This window comes from Kribbella sp. HUAS MG21 (genome assembly GCF_040254265.1).
Lineage (GTDB): Bacteria > Actinomycetota > Actinomycetes > Propionibacteriales > Kribbellaceae > Kribbella.
Genome location: NZ_CP158165.1, coordinates 6,738,938 through 6,754,225, shown reverse-complemented (window position 1 = coordinate 6,754,225; position 15,288 = coordinate 6,738,938). Strand labels below are relative to the sequence as shown.

Sequence of the window (15,288 nt, the reverse complement as noted above, 5' to 3'; positions counted from 1 at the left end):
ATTCCCGGTGACGGTCACCGACTAGCCGTCCCAGGACGACAGGCCAGGTCCCGTGGGCAACGGATAGCACCCGTCGGTCAACTGAACTCCCGCCGGCAGCAGGCCACTCTCGACGTAGATCGTGTTCGGCAGCGCGGCCAGGACATGGATGTGCGCCCCGCCGCCGTGCGACGCGTACGGCACCCCGAACCCGGCCGCCAGCAGCCCGATCTCCAGGCAGTCCGTCAGCCCGCCGGCCCGCCGCAGGTCCGGCTGGACGACGCCGACGCCGCCGCGCGCGATCAGGTCCCGGAACGCCGCCTGGCCGTACCGGTTCTCGCCGGTCGCGATCGGGATGTCCAGCTTCTCCGCCAGCCGGACGTGCCCGTCGGTGTCGCCGGCCGGCAACGGCTCCTCGAACCACCGGCAGTCCAGGTCCTCGTACACCCGCCCGCGCCGCAGCGCCTCGGCGTACCCGAAGGCCTGGTTGGCGTCGACCATCAGCGGCGCGTCCGGACCGATCACGTTCCGGACCGCGGTGATCCGCCGCACGTCCTCGGTGAGCGGCCCGCCGCCGACCTTCATCTTGACGCCGTGGAAGCCCTGCTCCATGGCCCGGCCGCAGACGCGTTCCAGGCCGGCGATGTCGAGCTCGAGCCACCCGACCATCGCGTACGCCGGAATCGCGGTGCGCTGGGCGCCGAGCAGCTTCCACACCGGGACGTCCAGGGACTTGCCCAGCAGGTCCCACAGTGCCTGGTCGATCGCCGAGATCCCGAACGACGACAGCCCCGCCGTCCCCTGGTAGTCGGTGAGCGTCTGCAGCTTCTGCCGGATACCGCGGATCAGGGTCGGGTCCTCCCCCACGATCGCCGGCGCGAGTTGCTCGGTGACGATCTTGGCCAGCACGGCCGGCGAGCTCTCGACGCGACCGAAGTACGTCGTACTCTCGCCGCTCACGCCCTCGTCGGTGTCGATCCGGACCCGGGTGACGCCGTTGCGGTCGAGCAGCTGGATCGCGTCCCGGACCGGGTGCGGCTTCGGCTCGGACGTGAACTCGACGGCGACGCCGGTGATCTTCATGAGCGCTCCGGTCCCTGGACGGACAGCGGGTCGAACCCGTACGGCAGCTCGAGGCGGTGTGCGGCCATCAGGTCCGCGTCGCCCAGCAGGTCGCGGGTCTTGCCGTCGGCGACGATCCGGCCGCCGTCCATCAGCAGGCTCCGCTCGCACAGCTGCAGCGCGTACGGCAGGTCGTGGGTGATCATCAGCAACGTCACGTCGAGCCCGGCGAGGATGTCGGCCAGCTCGCGGCGGGCCGCCGGGTCGAGGTTGCTGGACGGCTCGTCGAGCACGAGTACTTCGGGACGCATCGCGAGCACCGTCGCGACGGCGACCCTCCGGCGCTGACCGAACGACAGGTGATGCGGCGCCAGGTCGGCGTGGTCCTGCATCCCGACCTGGACCAGCGCCTCGTGCACGCGCTCGTCGAGCTCCGCGCCGCGCAGCCCCAGGTTCGCCGGGCCGAACGCCACGTCGTCGCGGACCGTCGGCATGAACAGCTGGTCGTCGGGGTCCTGGAACACCAGGCCGACCTTGCGCCGGATCTCGGTCAGGTGCTCGCGGTGCAGGCCGGTGCCGCCGATCTGGATCCGGCCGCTCCCGGTCCCGCCGGCCACCGACCCGAGGATGCCGTTCAGATGCAGGACCAGCGTGGTCTTGCCGGCGCCGTTCGGCCCGAGCAGCGCGACCCGCTCGCCGCGCTCGACCGTGAAGTCCACGCCGAACAGGGCCTGCCGCCCGTCGGGATAGGCGAACACCAGCCGCTCGACCTGAATCGCGGGACCGCTCACAAGGACACCACCCTAGCCGCGACCGCGATCGCCACCGCGAGCAGGGAGATCGTCAGCCCTTCGGCCCACTGCGCGCCCGACGCGCCCCGCACACTCAGCAGCGGCATCCGGCCGGTGTAGCCGCGGGACCGCATCGCCAGGTGGACCCGCTCGCCGCGCTCGAAGCTGCGCACGAACAACGCGCCCACTCCTCCGGCGACCGCCTTCAGATGACCGACCCGGCCGCCGGTGTACCCGCGGGACTCCCGGGCGATCCGCATCCGGTGCAGGTCGTCCGAAACGACGCTCAGGTACCGGACCATGAACGACAGGATCGCGACGAGCGTCGCGGGCAGCCGCAGCCGCTCGAGCCCGGCCAGCAGGTCCCGCGGCGCGGTCGTCGCGGACAACAGGATCGCGGCGACGACGCCGAGCGTCCCCTTCGCCAGCACGTTCCACGCGCCGAGCACACCCGACTCCGACAACTCCAGTCCGAGGACGTCGATCCGCGGACCGGTGGCCACGAACGGCAGCAGCAACGCGAACACGATGAACGGCGTCTCCACCGCGAGCCGCCGGGACACCACGGTCACCGGCAGTCTGGCGAGCACCACGCCGCCGATCAGCAGGACGGCGTACACCCCGAAGGCCCAGAACACCGGCGCCGGCGTCGACACCACCGCCAGGACGAAGACGAACAACGCGACGAGCTTGACCTGCGCCGGTATCCGGTGGACCGGACTGTCCACCGCGACGAGCAGACCGTCGCCACTCATGACGCCTTGTTCGCTCGCAGGGAGGCCAGCTTCGCGATCGCGAGGCCGACGACGATCGTCACCAGGACGCCGATGATTCCGGCGAGCGCGCCGGAGACCTGCGCGTTGCCGATCCCCTGGACGCCGTAGTCGGCCAGCGGGCTGCCGGCCACCGCGGAGTCCTTCGCGGCGGCGTCGAACCCGAGCTTCGCCCCGACGAACTCCAGCCCGTCCGGATGCGCGCTCGCGAAGAGGCTCAGCCCGCCCGCGACGAGCAGGGTCACCGCGACACCGACGCCGAGCGAGCGCCCGGCCGGCTTCGCCGCGATCGGCCGGTCCGGGGACACCGTCGAGCTGTTGCCGTCGGCATCGACCAGTACGAGGTCCTGCTGCAGGTGCCGGGCGGCGTACACCAGGTCCGGGCGGGTGGCGACGACCGCGCTCAGCACCGCCGCGGTGATCACCGCCTCGCCGATTCCGACCAGCACGTGCCAGCCGAGCATCGCGGACGCCAGCTTGCCGAGCGGGATGTCGACCGCGCCGCCTATCGCGTACAGGCCGGTGAACGCCAGCGCCGCGACCGGCACCGAGACGAGCGCACCGACGGTGGTCGCCGGTACGACGCTGCCCATCCGGCGCGGCAGCACCTTCAGCAGCGCGCGGGTCAGGAAGTACCCGACGAGCACCGTGATCAGGCCCATCAGCGTGATGTTCGTGCCGAGCGCGGTCAGCCCGCCGTCGGCGAACAGCAGCCCCTGCACGAGCAGGACCGTGGACATCACCAGGACGGCGGTCCACGGGCCGACCAGCGCGGCCGCCAGCGCACCCCCGAGAAGGTGGCCACTGGTGCCCGCGCCGACCGGGAAGTTCACCATCTGCACCGCGAACACGAACGCCGCGGTCAGCCCGGCCAGCGCCGGACCGGACTCGCGGAGCTCGCGGTTCGCCCGCTGCAGGCTGAACCCGACCGCCCCGGCCGCGATCAGGCCGGTGGCGACGGACGTCGGTGCGTCGAAGAAGCCGTCAGGAACATGCACGCGGACATTCTTGATCTTCTTGCGACCGACTCGCAACAAACGGTCTCACAACTGCTTCAGGGCCTCGCCGATCGCGCGGTGGAAGGTCGGATACGCGTAGATCATCTGACGCAGCGTGGTCACCGGTACGGCGGCGTGCACCGCGACCGCCAGCCCGCTCAGCACCTCGCCGCCCGTCGGGCCCGCGCTGGTGGCACCGACCAGCACGCCGCGGTCGGCGTCCATCACGACCTTGATGAAGCCCTCGTTGCCGGCCTTGTGGATCCAGCCGCGCGTCGAGGCCGGGATCTCGGTCGATCCGGTCCGCACGTTCAGCCCCGCGTCCCGGGCCTGCTTCTCGGTCAGCCCGACCGCGCCGATCTCCGGGTCGGTGAACGTCACCCGCGGCATCGCGTGGTAGCTCGCGGCCGGCGCGTCCGGCTCCTGCAGGATGTCGCGGACCGCGATGTCGGCCTGGTACATGGCGTTGTGGGTGAAGGCGCCGACGCCGGTCACGTCGCCCACGGCCCACACCTTGTCGCCGGCGCGGACGTGTTCGTCGACCTCGATCCGGCGGGCCTTGGGATCGAGGCCCAGCTTGTCGACGCCGAGGTCCGCGGTCGCCACCCGCCGGCCGGTTGCCACCAGCAACTTCTCGCCGGTGACGGCCGAGCCGTCCGCGAGCGTGACGGTGAACGTGTCACCGGCGTACCCGACCTGCTTGGCCTGGGCGCCGACGCGGAACGTCACGCCGTCGCGGTGCAGCGCCTCCCGGGCCAGCGCGCCCGACTCCGGCTCCTCCATCGACAGCACCTCGGGGGCGCCCTCGACGACCGTCACCTGGACGCCGAAGCGCGCGAACACCTGCGCGAGCTCCATCCCGATCGCGCCGCCGCCCAGAACCACCAGCGAGGCGGGCAGCGTCTCGGCCTCGATCGCCTCCCGGTTCGTCCAGTACGGCGTACCGTTCAGGCCATCGATCGGCGGGATCGACGGCACCGTCCCGGTCGCGAGCACGATGCCGCGGGCCGCCTCGAACTCGCGGTCGCCGGCGCGGACCGTGTTCGGCCCGGTGACGGTGGCGACGTCCTTGATCACCGTCGCGCCCTTGTTCACCAGGCGGTCGACGGCGACCTGGTCGTTCCAGGTGTCGGTCGCCTCCTCGCGGATCCGCTTCGCGACCGGTGTCCAGTCCGGCTCGACGCTCGCCGTACCGGCGATGCCGTCGACGCGCCGGGTCTCGGCGATCAGGTTCGCGGCCCGGATCATCATCTTGCTCGGGATGCACCCGTAGTACGGGCACTCGCCGCCGACCAGCCGCGACTCGATGCCGACCACCCGCAGCCCGGCCTGCGCCAGCCGCCCCGCCGTCTCCTCCCCGCCGACCCCGAGCCCGACGACGACCACATCAACCTGTTCAGCCATGCCGCCAAATCTCCCAGACCGGCCGCACCCGGCCAAGTCGGCACCCCGCCCGTCATCGCGCCGTAAGCGCCCGTTCACCACCGGCCACTAGCGTTCTGTTCTCGTAGAAGTGGGGGCACGTTGCTGGACTTCTCTGAGCTGGGAAACATCGATCTCGGCACCGTCATCGCCCTGGTCTCGCTCATCGGTACGTCGATCGTCTGGCTGCTCGACCGCTACCTCTGGCGCCGCAAGCGGCTCGTCTACCGGGTCCAGGTCGACGCGCAGATCGGCGTCCACCCGCGGCAGACCCGCGCCCGCGAGATGGTCGACATCGAGGTCGTGCACCAGGGCACCGTCGTCCAGGACCCGAGCATCGTGCTGCTCCGGATGGACAACGCCGGCACCGACGTGGACGCGCGCGACATGCAGAAGCCGGTCGGGTTCAGCTTCCCGGACCGCAGGATCGTCCGGATGAAGGTGGTCGAGTCGCAGCCGCCCGACCTCGGCGAACTCATCGAGCAGAACATGAAGCCGGTCGATTACGTCGACACCGACCGGATCGAGGTGCCGAAGCTCGCGATCAACCGCGGCGACCACTTCAAGTTCCTGCTGGTGCTGTCCGGGACCGGCAAGGAGGTCAAGCACTCCGGGTACCTGGCCGGAGGCGCGAACGGCGGGATCTACCACGAGCCGCGGCCGCGCGGACCGGGCCGCCGGACCCTGATCTTCGGCGCGACCACACTGCTGCTGGTCGGCGCGCTGGTGGCGTTCTTCCTGGTCGACGTCCTGCAGCCGCCGGACAACTGCCGGTCCGGGCAGCTGCGGGTGATCGGGTCGACCGCGGTCGAGCGGACGATGACCGAGCTGCGCAGCGCGTACGCGAGCGAGTGCTCGGAGGCCGACATCACGATCGCGGCGAACGGCAGCCGCAGCGGGGTCCGCGACCTGAACACCCTGGGCGCCCAGGACCCGGCCGCGGCCGGCAAGGTGATCGCGATGTCCGACGGCCCGGCCGCGGACGCGCCGAACCTCGGCGGCGAGGCCGTCGCGGTCGTGGTGTTCGCGGTCGTCGTCAACCGGTCGGCAGACCTGACCGGGCTGACCACCGGGCAGCTGCGCGACATCTACACCGGCAAGGTCACCAACTGGAAGCAGCTCGGCGGCAAGGACCTGCCGATCCGGATGGTCAGTCGCGTCGGGCCCGACTCCGGCTCCCGGCTCGTGTTCCGCGAGAAGGTCCTGGGCGGCGTCCAGGAGCTGGGCATCACGTCCGACGACTGCCGCAGCGACGACGACCCGGTCGCGAAGTACCACCGCTGCGAGGTCGGTACGACGGACGAGCTGCTCACCCGGGTGAACGAGATCGACGGCGCGATCGGGTACGCCGAACTCGGCAGCGCCCGCAGGTTCGCGGGCCTCGCGGCCGCGACGATCGACGACGTCGTACCGGACACCTCGAAGGTGGCGGACCGCTCGTACAAGTTCTGGGAGGTCGAGCACGCCTACACCTACAAGGCGCCGGACGCGAAGTCGCTGACCGGGGCGTTCCTGGACTACCTGCGCTCGACCGAGGCGCGGCCGGTCCTCGAGCGCGGCGGGCTGGTCCCGTGTGGTGCGCTGCCGCCGGGCTTCTGCGGTTAGTGTGCGGTCATGTATGTGATCGCACACCTCAGTGACCCGCATCTCGACGGTACCGAGGAGCCGCGATCGCGGCTCCGGACGATCACGTCGTACGTCCGGAAGTCCGCCGTGGACGTCGTACTGGTCAGCGGGGACCTCGCCGATCACGGGCTCGCGGCGGAGTACGACGAGTTGGCCGCCGAGCTCGCGTTCGACGTACCGGTGCTGGTGCTGCCCGGCAACCACGACGTCAGTGATCCGCTGCGCAAGGGGCTCGCCGGCTTCCTGGACGCGCCGGGCGACAGCCACCCGGTCCACCAGGTGCGCGACGTTGGTGCCTCACGCTTCGTGCTCGTGGACAGCACGGTGCCCGGCGCCGACCACGGTCTGCTCTCCGCGGACTCGCTGGCCTGGCTCGACGGCGTACTGCGGGAACCCTTCGACGGCCCGCTCTTCGTCGCGATGCACCACCCGCCGCTCGAGCTGCACCACCCGGTGATGGACCAGTGGAAGCTCGAGGACAGCAAGTCGCTCGCGGCGGTCCTCACCGGCAAGCCCGTCACCGCGATCCTCACCGGCCATGTGCACAACGCGATCGTGACGACGTTCGCCGGCCACCCCGTGCTCGGCGCTCCCGGCATACGCTCCACGGTCCCGCTCCCCTTCGAGCCCAGCACCGACTCGGTCGTCGACCCGACCGCCTACCCGGGCCTCGCCTTCCACATCCACACCGAGGACAGCCCGCTGCAGACCGTCTACCGCTATCCGCGGTCCTCGTAGCTGGCGGCCATTGCGGTCGCGCGCTGGTGCAGTGAGGCGCGCAACGACGCCGGACTCAGGACCTCGGCGTTCGTGCTGAGCTGCCACAGCGCCCATTCGGCATGGCGCGCATCCTCGAACGTCACCTCCAGCCGCAGCCAGCCGTCCGCGTCGGGCTCTTCCGCGCGGACGGCGCGCGCGGCGTTCAGCAGCTCCTCCCGGCGTGCCGGGTGCACGCGTACGTGCACGGTGAGGTGGCCGTCGGCGAGGAACTGGGCGGCGCGTTCCCGCCAGATGCGGTCCAGATCGACGCTGCGCGGTCGCTCCGCCGGCTCGGGGAGCTCCTCGGCGCCGAGCAGCCGCGACAGCCGGTACGTGCGGTCCTCGCCGGATCTTCTGGCGAGCAGGTAGCCGCGGTCCCGGACCGTCACGAGACCGATCGGGTCGACCGTGCGCCACTCCGGTTCCCGGCCGGTGGCCGCGTAGTGGATGCGCAGCTTGTGCCCGGCGAGCACTGCGCGGCGGACCTCCAGCATCGTCGCGTCCGGGACTTCCTTGGTGATCAGGCGGCGCGACAGCAGATCCGTCTCGGGGTCGACCAGGATGCGCTGGGCCGCCTCGCTCGCGGTCGTTCGGTGCGCCTCCGGGAGCGCGTCGACGACCTTGCGCATGGCCGACGCGAGCGCCGCGCTGAGGCCGAAGACCTGCTCGCCGCGTCCCGACCCGGCGGTCAGCAACGCCAGCGCCTCGTCGTTGTTCAGGCCCGTGAGCTCGGTGCGGAAGCCGGGCAGCAACGCGAAGCCTCCGTGCCGGCCGCGTTCGGCGTACACCGGGACACCCGCCGCGGACAGCGCCTCGATGTCACGCAGGACCGTACGGGTCGACACCTCCAACTCGCGCGCGAGCACGTCGGCGGTCAACCGCCCCCGCTGGCGCAGCAGCAGGACCAGCGAGACCAACCGGTCGGCGCGCATCCCGCAACATTACCCGACAGAGGATGTCGTGATTTGTTGGCAGGCTCGCCACATGACGATCGAACGAACCGCAGTGAACCCGGTGCCGTGGTCCCTGGAGCTGGGCTTCAACCAGGGCGAACTGGTCTCCGGGCAGACCCGGACGCTGTACTGCTCCGGCCAGACCTCGATGAACGCCGACGGCAAACCCGAGCACGACGGCGACCTGCCCGCCCAACTGGCGCTCAGCGTCGACAACCTGGAGGCCGTCCTCACCGAGGCCGGCATGACCCTCGGGAACCTGGTCCGCCTGAACGTCTACACCACCGACGTCGACCAACTGTTCCCGCACTACGGCGTACTGGCGTCACGGCTGGCGGCCGCAGGGGTCGCGCCGGCCACGACGATGCTCGGCGTCACGCGGCTGGCGATCCCCGGCCAACTGGTGGAGCTGGAGGGAACCGCCGTCGCCTGACGACCTGTCAGCTACTCGTGCCGGGCCGGCCGGCACGAGTAGCTGCTGGATCAGAAGTTGATCATGTGCCCTTCGAGGCCGTGGAAGGCCTCCTGGAGCGCCTCGCTGAGCGTCGGGTGCGCGTGCACGTTGCGGGCCAGTTCCTTGGTGGTCAGGTCCCACTTCTGCGCGAGGGTGAGCTCCGGCAGCAGCTCGGTGACCTCCGGGCCGATCAGGTGCGCGCCGAGCAGCTCGCCGTACTTGCTGTCGCTGATCACCTTCACGAAGCCGCTGGCGTCGCCGAGGCCGTGGGCCTTGCCGTTCGCGGTGAACGGGAACTTGGCGACCTTGACGTCGTGGCCGAGCTTGCGGGCCTCTTCCTCGGTGTACCCGAAGCTGGCGATCTGCGGCTGGCAGAACGTCGCCCGCGGGATCATCGCGTAGTCGAGCTCCATCGTCTCGTGCCCGGCGATCGTCTCGGCCGCGATCACGCCCATCGCCTCGGCCGCGTGCGCGAGCATCAGCTTCGCGGTCACGTCGCCGATCGCGAAGATGTTCGGCACGTTCGTCCGGCAGAAGCCGTCGATGCCGATCGCGCCGCGCTCGGTGAGCTGGACACCGATCTTGTCCAGGCCGTAGCCGTCGACGCGCGGCTGGAAGCCGATCGCCTGCAGCACCTTGTCGGCCTCGATGGTCTGCTGGTTGCCGTCCTTGCCGGTGACCGTGACCTTGACCTTGTCGCCGGAGTCGTCGATCGAGTCCACCCGGGTCGAGGTGAGCACGTCGACGCCGAGCTTCTTGTACGCCCGGGCGAGCTCCTTGGAGACCTCCGGGTCCTCCAGCGGCACCATCCGGTCCAGGAACTCGACGATCGTCACCTTGACGCCGTAGTTCGCCAGCACGTACGCGAACTCGACGCCGATCGCGCCGGCGCCGGCGATCACGATCGAGCCCGGCAGCTCCTCGGTGAGGATCTGCTCCTCGTAGGTCACCACGCGGTCGCTCAGCTGGGTGCCCGGCAGCAGCTTGGTGGTCGCGCCGGTCGCCACGATGCAGGACCCGAACGTGACGGTCTCCGACGAGCCGTCGTTCAGCGTGACGTCGAGGGTGTTCGCGTCGGTGAACGAGCCCCAGCCGTCGAACTCGGTGATGTTGTTCTTCTTCATCAAGAAGTGGACGCCCTTGACCCGGCCGTCCGCGACCTTGCGGCTGCGCTGGACCGCGGCCGGGAAGTCGAAGGTCACCTCGCCGCTGATGCCGAAGGTCTTCGCCTCCGTCCGGAAGATGTGCGACAGCTCGGCGTTCCGCAGCAGCGCCTTGGACGGGATGCAGCCCACGTTCAGGCAGACACCGCCCCAGTACTTCTTCTCGATGATGGCGGTCTTGAGCCCGAGCTGGGCGGCGCGGATCGCCGCGACGTACCCGCCGGGACCGGCGCCGAGGACAACAACGTCAAAGTGCGAGGCCATGCAGTGAACTTTAATAGGTCGGACCAGGGAGGCTTTCGCCAGGACCCGTACGGCGCCTACCCTTTGGGCACGCGCGTGAGGCGAGTGGGCATGGGGGACGGATGGATCAGGGCAGGCGCCGGGGGTTGCGGCTCGCGGCACTGGGTGTGGTGCTGACGGCCGTCGCCGTGCCGGCGTACGCCGATCCGCCCCCGTCCACGCCCCCGCCGGCATCGGTCACCGACGTCAATCGGTCGCTCGAGCAGCTCCAGGCCGAGGCGGCCGCGGTCCAGGCCGACTTCGCGAAGGCGACGATCGCCTACACGAACGCGCTCGAGCAGGCCCAGGCCGCCGAGGCCGCCGCGAAGAAGGCCGAAGCCACCGCGACCACCTCGAAGGGCAAGGCCGACGAGGAGCGCCGCCGGCTCGGCGTGGTCACCGCGCAGGCGTACCAGCTGGGGATCCCGACCGTGATGGGCGCCGAGTCGATGCTCTGGTCGCTCGCCCCGATCGCCGAGAGCCTCCAGGAGATCGCCGACCGGCAGACCGCGATCACCCAGCTGGGCAACACCCAGGTCTCGCAGTACCAGCGGGCGATGGCCGCGGAGTCCGAGTCGAACCGGCTCAAGGACGACGCGACCAGCAAGCGCGCCGCAGCGAACGAAGCGGCCGCGAAGGCACAGGAGCTCAGCAAGCAGGTGCAACAGAAGGCCGCCGACGCCTCGGCGGCGATGGCCGACCAGACGGCTGACCTGGACGTGGCCTCCGCGCTGTCGAAGCAGCTCCAGCAGACCCGCAACGAGCAGGCCCTGGCCCGCTGGCAGACGTACCTGGCCGAGCTCACCGCCACCAAGGTCACTCCCCCGGCGGCCGCGGCGTTGAAGAATCCGGGCAAGCTGCCGACCGGCCTCACCCCGCTGACCCGCCGAGGCGCCGCCGTTCCTGGTGTCGCGGCCGTCACTGTCGCCGGCCGGACCGTGCGCGTCATGTCGGCCGAGACCATCCGTGCGGTCAACCAGGCGTTCAGCCTCCTCGGCAAGCCGTACGGCGTTGCGGCCACCGGCCCGGACAAGTACGGATGCCTCGGAGCGGCCCGCGTCGCCTGGCAGCCCTACACGACCCTGCCGAACCTGGTCGGCAAGGTGTACCCGAACTACCAGGCCGTGCCGGCCCCGCAGGTCCAGCCCGGCGACCTGCTCGTGATGGGCAGCAAGTCGCTCGGCCTCGTGCACATCGGCATCGCGCTCGACAACGGCGAGATGATCGCCGCCGACGAGGCCAAGGGCGCGGTCGTCGTCACCACGGTCCCCGACAACCTGTACGCCGTCCTCCGCCCGACGCTCGGCGCGCCGTCCAAGCCGCAGATCGCCCCGGTGGCGACCTCCGACGCGTACGCGTTCCGCTGCGGTAACACCGCCACGTCGTACGACGTCGGCTCCGGGTCCTGGTCGTGGCCGCTGCCGGACGGCAGCTACGAGATCGGTACGCCGTTCGGCCAGTCCGGGTCGATGTGGTCGAGCGGGGTGCACACCGGCCAGGACTTCCCGGCCTCGATCGGTACGACGGTCCGCGCCGTCACCTCCGGCACCGTCCGCGTCGAGCAGCCGGCCTGGGCGGGCAACCTGGTGCGGATCGACCACGGGAACGGCCTCGAGACGCTGTACGCCCACTTGAGCCGGGTCGACGTCACGGACGGCCAGCAGGTGACGGCCGGCCAGCGGATCGGTGCCGTGGGCACCGAAGGCAACTCGACCGGTCCGCACCTGCACTTCGAGGTCCGGCTCGGCGGCGACCCGGTGAACCCGATGCCGTTCCTGGCGACCGGTTCGGCGAGCACCGGCTGGGGCGGGTTCAGCAACGGGATGATCCCGGCCGGCAGGCTGTGCGCGATCGGCTCCGGCCACCTGCTCCGCTGCGATGCCGCCGCGGCGTACCTGCAGCTGTCCGCGGCCTACCGCGCCCAGTTCGGCAAGTCGCTGTGCATAACCGACTCGTACCGCTCGTACGCCTCCCAGGTCAGCCTGTACCAGCGCAAGCCGTCGCTGGCGGCGCTGCCCGGCACCTCCAACCACGGCTGGGGCGTCGCCGTCGACCTCTGCGGCGGTGTCGACAGGTTCGGCACCACGCAGTACCGCTGGATGAAGTCGCACGCCCCGTCGTACGGCTGGCTGCATCCGGTCTGGGCTGACCAGGGCGGCAACCGTGAGGAGCCCTGGCACTGGGAATTCGGTAACCCTGTGTCATCGTGACATACGCGTGAGTAGGGGAACGCACTCCTCATCGCGAACTGATGACGCCATGCACTACGCCGGACAGAGCTGACTACCGAGGATAGCCACGAGGCGTCCGACGGTAGGGGGTGGCATGGAGCAGTACGAGCTCTACTGCCTGTCCGACCGGTCCTTCTACGACCGTCCCACCGAAGGCAGCGAGCACCCGGACTTCACCATAGCCGGCCGTGCCGTTCCGGACGGCTGGGACCACGAAGCCGGCGAGATCTGGATGCACTACGCGCCGCGCGGCGTCGCGCTGCCTCTCCAGGGCTGGAAGATCCACGTCTCGTCCTGCCTCGACGACGCCGAGCGGACGCTGGCGGCGGTCTGGGCGTACTGCGTGCCGCGCGGCATCCCGTTCAAGTTCCTGCGCAGCGAAGCCGTGCTGGTGATGACGAACTCGAAGGCGGCCTTCCGCGGCTCCAGCGGGAAGCTCGTCACGATCTACCCGGTCGACAGCTCCGAGTTCGAGCTCGTGCTCAAGGAGCTGGACGAGCTGCTCAGCGGCATCCGCGGCCCGTACATCCTCAGCGACCTGCGCTACGGCGAGGGACCGCTGTTCGTCCGGTACGGCGCCTTCGCCGAGCGGCACTGCGTGTCGGCGACCGGCGAACGGGTGCTCGCCGTCGAGGATCCGAGCGGACGGCTGGTACCGGACACCCGCGGCCCGGTCTTCGCCACCCCGGCGTGGATCACGCTGCCCGCGTTCCTGGAACCACACCTCGACGCGCGCAATGCCGTTACCACCAACGAGCTCGCGTACGCGATCGACAGCGTCATCCAGTTCTCGAACGGCGGCGGTGTCTACCTCGGCCGGCACCGGGAGTCCCAGGCCCGGGTGGTGCTCAAGGAGGGCCGCCCGCTGGCCGGGCTCGACGTCGACGGCCGCGACGCGGTGACCCGGATGCAGCACGAGCGGACCATCCTGGAGCGGCTCGCCGGGCTGGACGTCGTACCGGCGGTGCAGGACTACTTCGTCCTCGGCGAGCACCATTTCCTCGTGCAGGAGTTCGTCGACGCGAACCCGCTGCAACGACTCGTGGTGATGCGCTACCCGTTGACCCGGCCGGACCCGTCCCCGGCCGCCCTGCAGGAGTACGCCGACTGGGCGTTGACGATGCTGGAGCGTGTCGCGGACGCCATCGCGGCGCTGCATGACCGCGGGGTGGTGTTCGGCGACCTGCATCCGGACAACATCCTGATCGACGCCGACGGGCACCCGGTGCTGATCGACTTCGAGGTCGCCACCCTCGCCGAGCAGCAGGCCCGGTCCGCGCTGGCCCATCCCGGGTACGTCGCCCCACCTGAGCGGCAGGGCGCGGACGCCGACCGGTACGCGCTGGCCTGTCTGGCGCTGGGGCTGTTCGCGCCGCAGACGACGATGCTGCTGCCGCTGCACGCGGGGAAGGCCCGGCACCTGGCCGACCTGATCACCCGGACCTTCCCGGTGCCCGAGGCAACGATCGACGAAGCGGTCGCGACCATCACCGGGCCGACGGGTGACACCCTCCCGCAGGACCTGCCGCTACCCGGTCGGTCGAGCTGGCCGGAGGTCCGGGCCGGGATCACCCGGGCGATCGTCGCCGCGGCCACGCCCGAGCGCGACGACCGGCTCTTCCCCGGTGACATCGCCCAGTTCCAGCCCGGTGGCGGCGTGAACCTCTCGTACGGCGCTGCCGGCGTGCTGTACGCCCTGCACCGGACCGGCGCCGGCCGCTTCCCGCAGTACGACGACTGGCTCCGCAAACACGCGCAGGACCCGGCGATCGGCCTCGGACTGTACGACGGCCTGCACGGCGTCGCCCACGTGCTCGACGACCTCGGCTACCGGCAGGACGCACTCGACGTCCTGGACCGATGTCTGGCCATGCCACCGACCGCACTCGAGCTGGGCCTCCACTCCGGACTCGCCGGCATCGGGCTGAACCTGCTCCACTTCGCGGGCGAGCCCGGTGTGCGGACGGCGGCGATCAGGGTGATCGACCAGGTCGCCGACCGGCTCGGCCGGGTGGCCGACGTACCGGAGACCAGCGGTGAGGGAAACCCGCGGGCGGGACTGATGTTCGGCTCGTCGGGATCGGCGTTGCTGTTCCTGCGCGCCTACGAGCGCTCCGGCGACACCGGCTTGCTCGACCTCGCCGAGACGGCGTTGCGCCAGGACCTGCGACGGTGCAGCCGTGACGAAGCCGGGATGCTGCAGGTCAACCAGGGCTGGCGGACGCTGCCGTACCTCGAGGAGGGATCAGCCGGCATCGCCCTCGTCCTCGACCGCTACCTGCGATACCGCCCGGACGAGGAGCTCGCCGACGCTCGCACCGCTCTCCTGCGGGTCACGCGCTGCGGGTACTGCGTGCAGCCCGGCCTGTTCATGGGCCGCGCCGGCCTGATCACGGCCGCCGCGGACGCCGGCCTGCCGACCGCCGAACTGGTGCGCGGCCTCGACTGGCACGCGCTGCCGTACGCCGGCGGCCTCGCCTTCCCCGGCAACCAGCTGCTGCGTCTCTCGACGGACCTGGCCACCGGTTCGGCCGGGATCCTGCTGGCTCTGGGAACCGCGCTGCACGAGCAGCCGGTGGCCCTCCCGTTCTTCGAACCCTTGTCCGCGGCAGGGGTATCAAGCCCTTCCAGTGTGCGAAAGGAGGTGTAGACATGGCACTTCTCGACCTTCAGGGACTCCAGGCTCCCAGTGGTGGTCACGGAGGTGGTGGCGGCGGAAGCACGCTGACCGTGCTCGGCTGTGGTTCCCAGCGTCCCAGCAACCTCAGTGTCGCGCTCTGCCACTGACAGCAGCG

General features: G+C 70.8%; 13 protein-coding genes. 6 read left to right on the top strand and 7 right to left on the bottom strand.

Going from position 1 to position 15,288, the window contains the following annotated elements:
* Positions 1-21: 21 nt before the first annotated feature.
* The 5 genes from ABN611_RS32530 to ABN611_RS32510 are packed head-to-tail and all read right to left on the bottom strand — an operon-like array spanning position 22 to position 5,007.
* On the bottom strand, positions 22-1,062 hold the full coding sequence (locus ABN611_RS32530; RefSeq protein ID WP_350276102.1) for a mandelate racemase/muconate lactonizing enzyme family protein: 1,041 nt from the start codon (positions 1,060-1,062) through the stop codon (positions 22-24).
* Positions 1,059-1,832 carry an ABC transporter ATP-binding protein gene (locus tag ABN611_RS32525; protein ID WP_350276101.1) on the bottom strand — a complete coding sequence of 258 codons (774 nt, stop codon included), beginning with the start codon at positions 1,830-1,832 and terminating at the stop codon, positions 1,059-1,061. Before ABN611_RS32525 ends, ABN611_RS32530 begins: the two co-directional genes overlap by 4 nt.
* Positions 1,829-2,587, bottom strand: a complete 759-nt coding sequence (cbiQ, locus tag ABN611_RS32520; protein WP_350276100.1) for a cobalt ECF transporter T component CbiQ — start codon at positions 2,585-2,587, stop codon at positions 1,829-1,831. The genes ABN611_RS32525 and cbiQ overlap by 4 nt, the downstream gene beginning before the upstream one ends.
* Positions 2,584-3,603: an energy-coupling factor ABC transporter permease gene (locus ABN611_RS32515; protein WP_350276099.1), complete on the bottom strand. Its 1,020-nt coding sequence runs from the start codon at positions 3,601-3,603 to the stop codon at positions 2,584-2,586. The genes cbiQ and ABN611_RS32515 overlap by 4 nt, the downstream gene beginning before the upstream one ends.
* 45 nt (positions 3,604-3,648) lie before the next feature.
* Positions 3,649-5,007 (bottom strand): NAD(P)/FAD-dependent oxidoreductase, encoded by a 1,359-nt coding sequence (locus ABN611_RS32510; RefSeq protein WP_350276098.1) that lies wholly within the window; start codon positions 5,005-5,007, stop codon positions 3,649-3,651.
* A gap of 120 nt (positions 5,008-5,127) precedes the next feature.
* On the opposite strand from ABN611_RS32510, the gene ABN611_RS32505 reads away from it, so the two are divergent.
* Both ABN611_RS32505 and ABN611_RS32500 read left to right on the top strand, forming a co-directional pair.
* Positions 5,128-6,630, top strand: a complete 1,503-nt coding sequence (locus ABN611_RS32505; protein WP_350276097.1) for a substrate-binding domain-containing protein — start codon at positions 5,128-5,130, stop codon at positions 6,628-6,630.
* A 9-nt stretch (positions 6,631-6,639) separates the two neighbouring features.
* Entirely contained in the window at positions 6,640-7,389 is a 750-nt protein-coding gene (locus tag ABN611_RS32500) for a metallophosphoesterase (protein ID WP_350276096.1), read from the top strand.
* Here ABN611_RS32500 and ABN611_RS32495 read toward each other — a convergent pair.
* On the bottom strand, positions 7,371-8,342 hold the full coding sequence (locus tag ABN611_RS32495; protein ID WP_350276095.1) for a WYL domain-containing protein: 972 nt from the start codon (positions 8,340-8,342) through the stop codon (positions 7,371-7,373). The genes ABN611_RS32500 and ABN611_RS32495 overlap by 19 nt on opposite strands.
* Before the next feature lie 58 nt (positions 8,343-8,400).
* Between ABN611_RS32495 and ABN611_RS32490 the strand changes: the two genes are divergently transcribed.
* Entirely contained in the window at positions 8,401-8,796 is a 396-nt protein-coding gene (locus ABN611_RS32490; RefSeq protein WP_350281713.1) for a RidA family protein, read from the top strand.
* A gap of 50 nt (positions 8,797-8,846) precedes the next feature.
* On the opposite strand, the gene lpdA is transcribed toward ABN611_RS32490, so the two are convergent.
* On the bottom strand, positions 8,847-10,244 hold the full coding sequence (gene lpdA / locus ABN611_RS32485; RefSeq protein WP_350276094.1) for a dihydrolipoyl dehydrogenase: 1,398 nt from the start codon (positions 10,242-10,244) through the stop codon (positions 8,847-8,849).
* A gap of 101 nt (positions 10,245-10,345) precedes the next feature.
* Between lpdA and ABN611_RS32480 the strand changes: the two genes are divergently transcribed.
* The 3 genes from ABN611_RS32480 (at position 10,346) to ABN611_RS32470 (ending at position 15,280) form a co-directional block, all read left to right on the top strand.
* Positions 10,346-12,472: a peptidoglycan DD-metalloendopeptidase family protein gene (locus ABN611_RS32480; protein ID WP_350276093.1), complete on the top strand. Its 2,127-nt coding sequence runs from the start codon at positions 10,346-10,348 to the stop codon at positions 12,470-12,472.
* Positions 12,473-12,587: 115 nt separating this feature from the next.
* A complete protein-coding gene (gene lanKC / locus ABN611_RS32475; protein WP_350276092.1) occupies positions 12,588-15,143 on the top strand; it encodes a class III lanthionine synthetase LanKC in 2,556 nt (851 codons plus the stop codon).
* A gap of 2 nt (positions 15,144-15,145) precedes the next feature.
* Positions 15,146-15,280: a SapB/AmfS family lanthipeptide gene (locus tag ABN611_RS32470; protein ID WP_350276091.1), complete on the top strand. Its 135-nt coding sequence runs from the start codon at positions 15,146-15,148 to the stop codon at positions 15,278-15,280.
* The last annotated feature ends 8 nt before the right edge of the window (positions 15,281-15,288 follow it).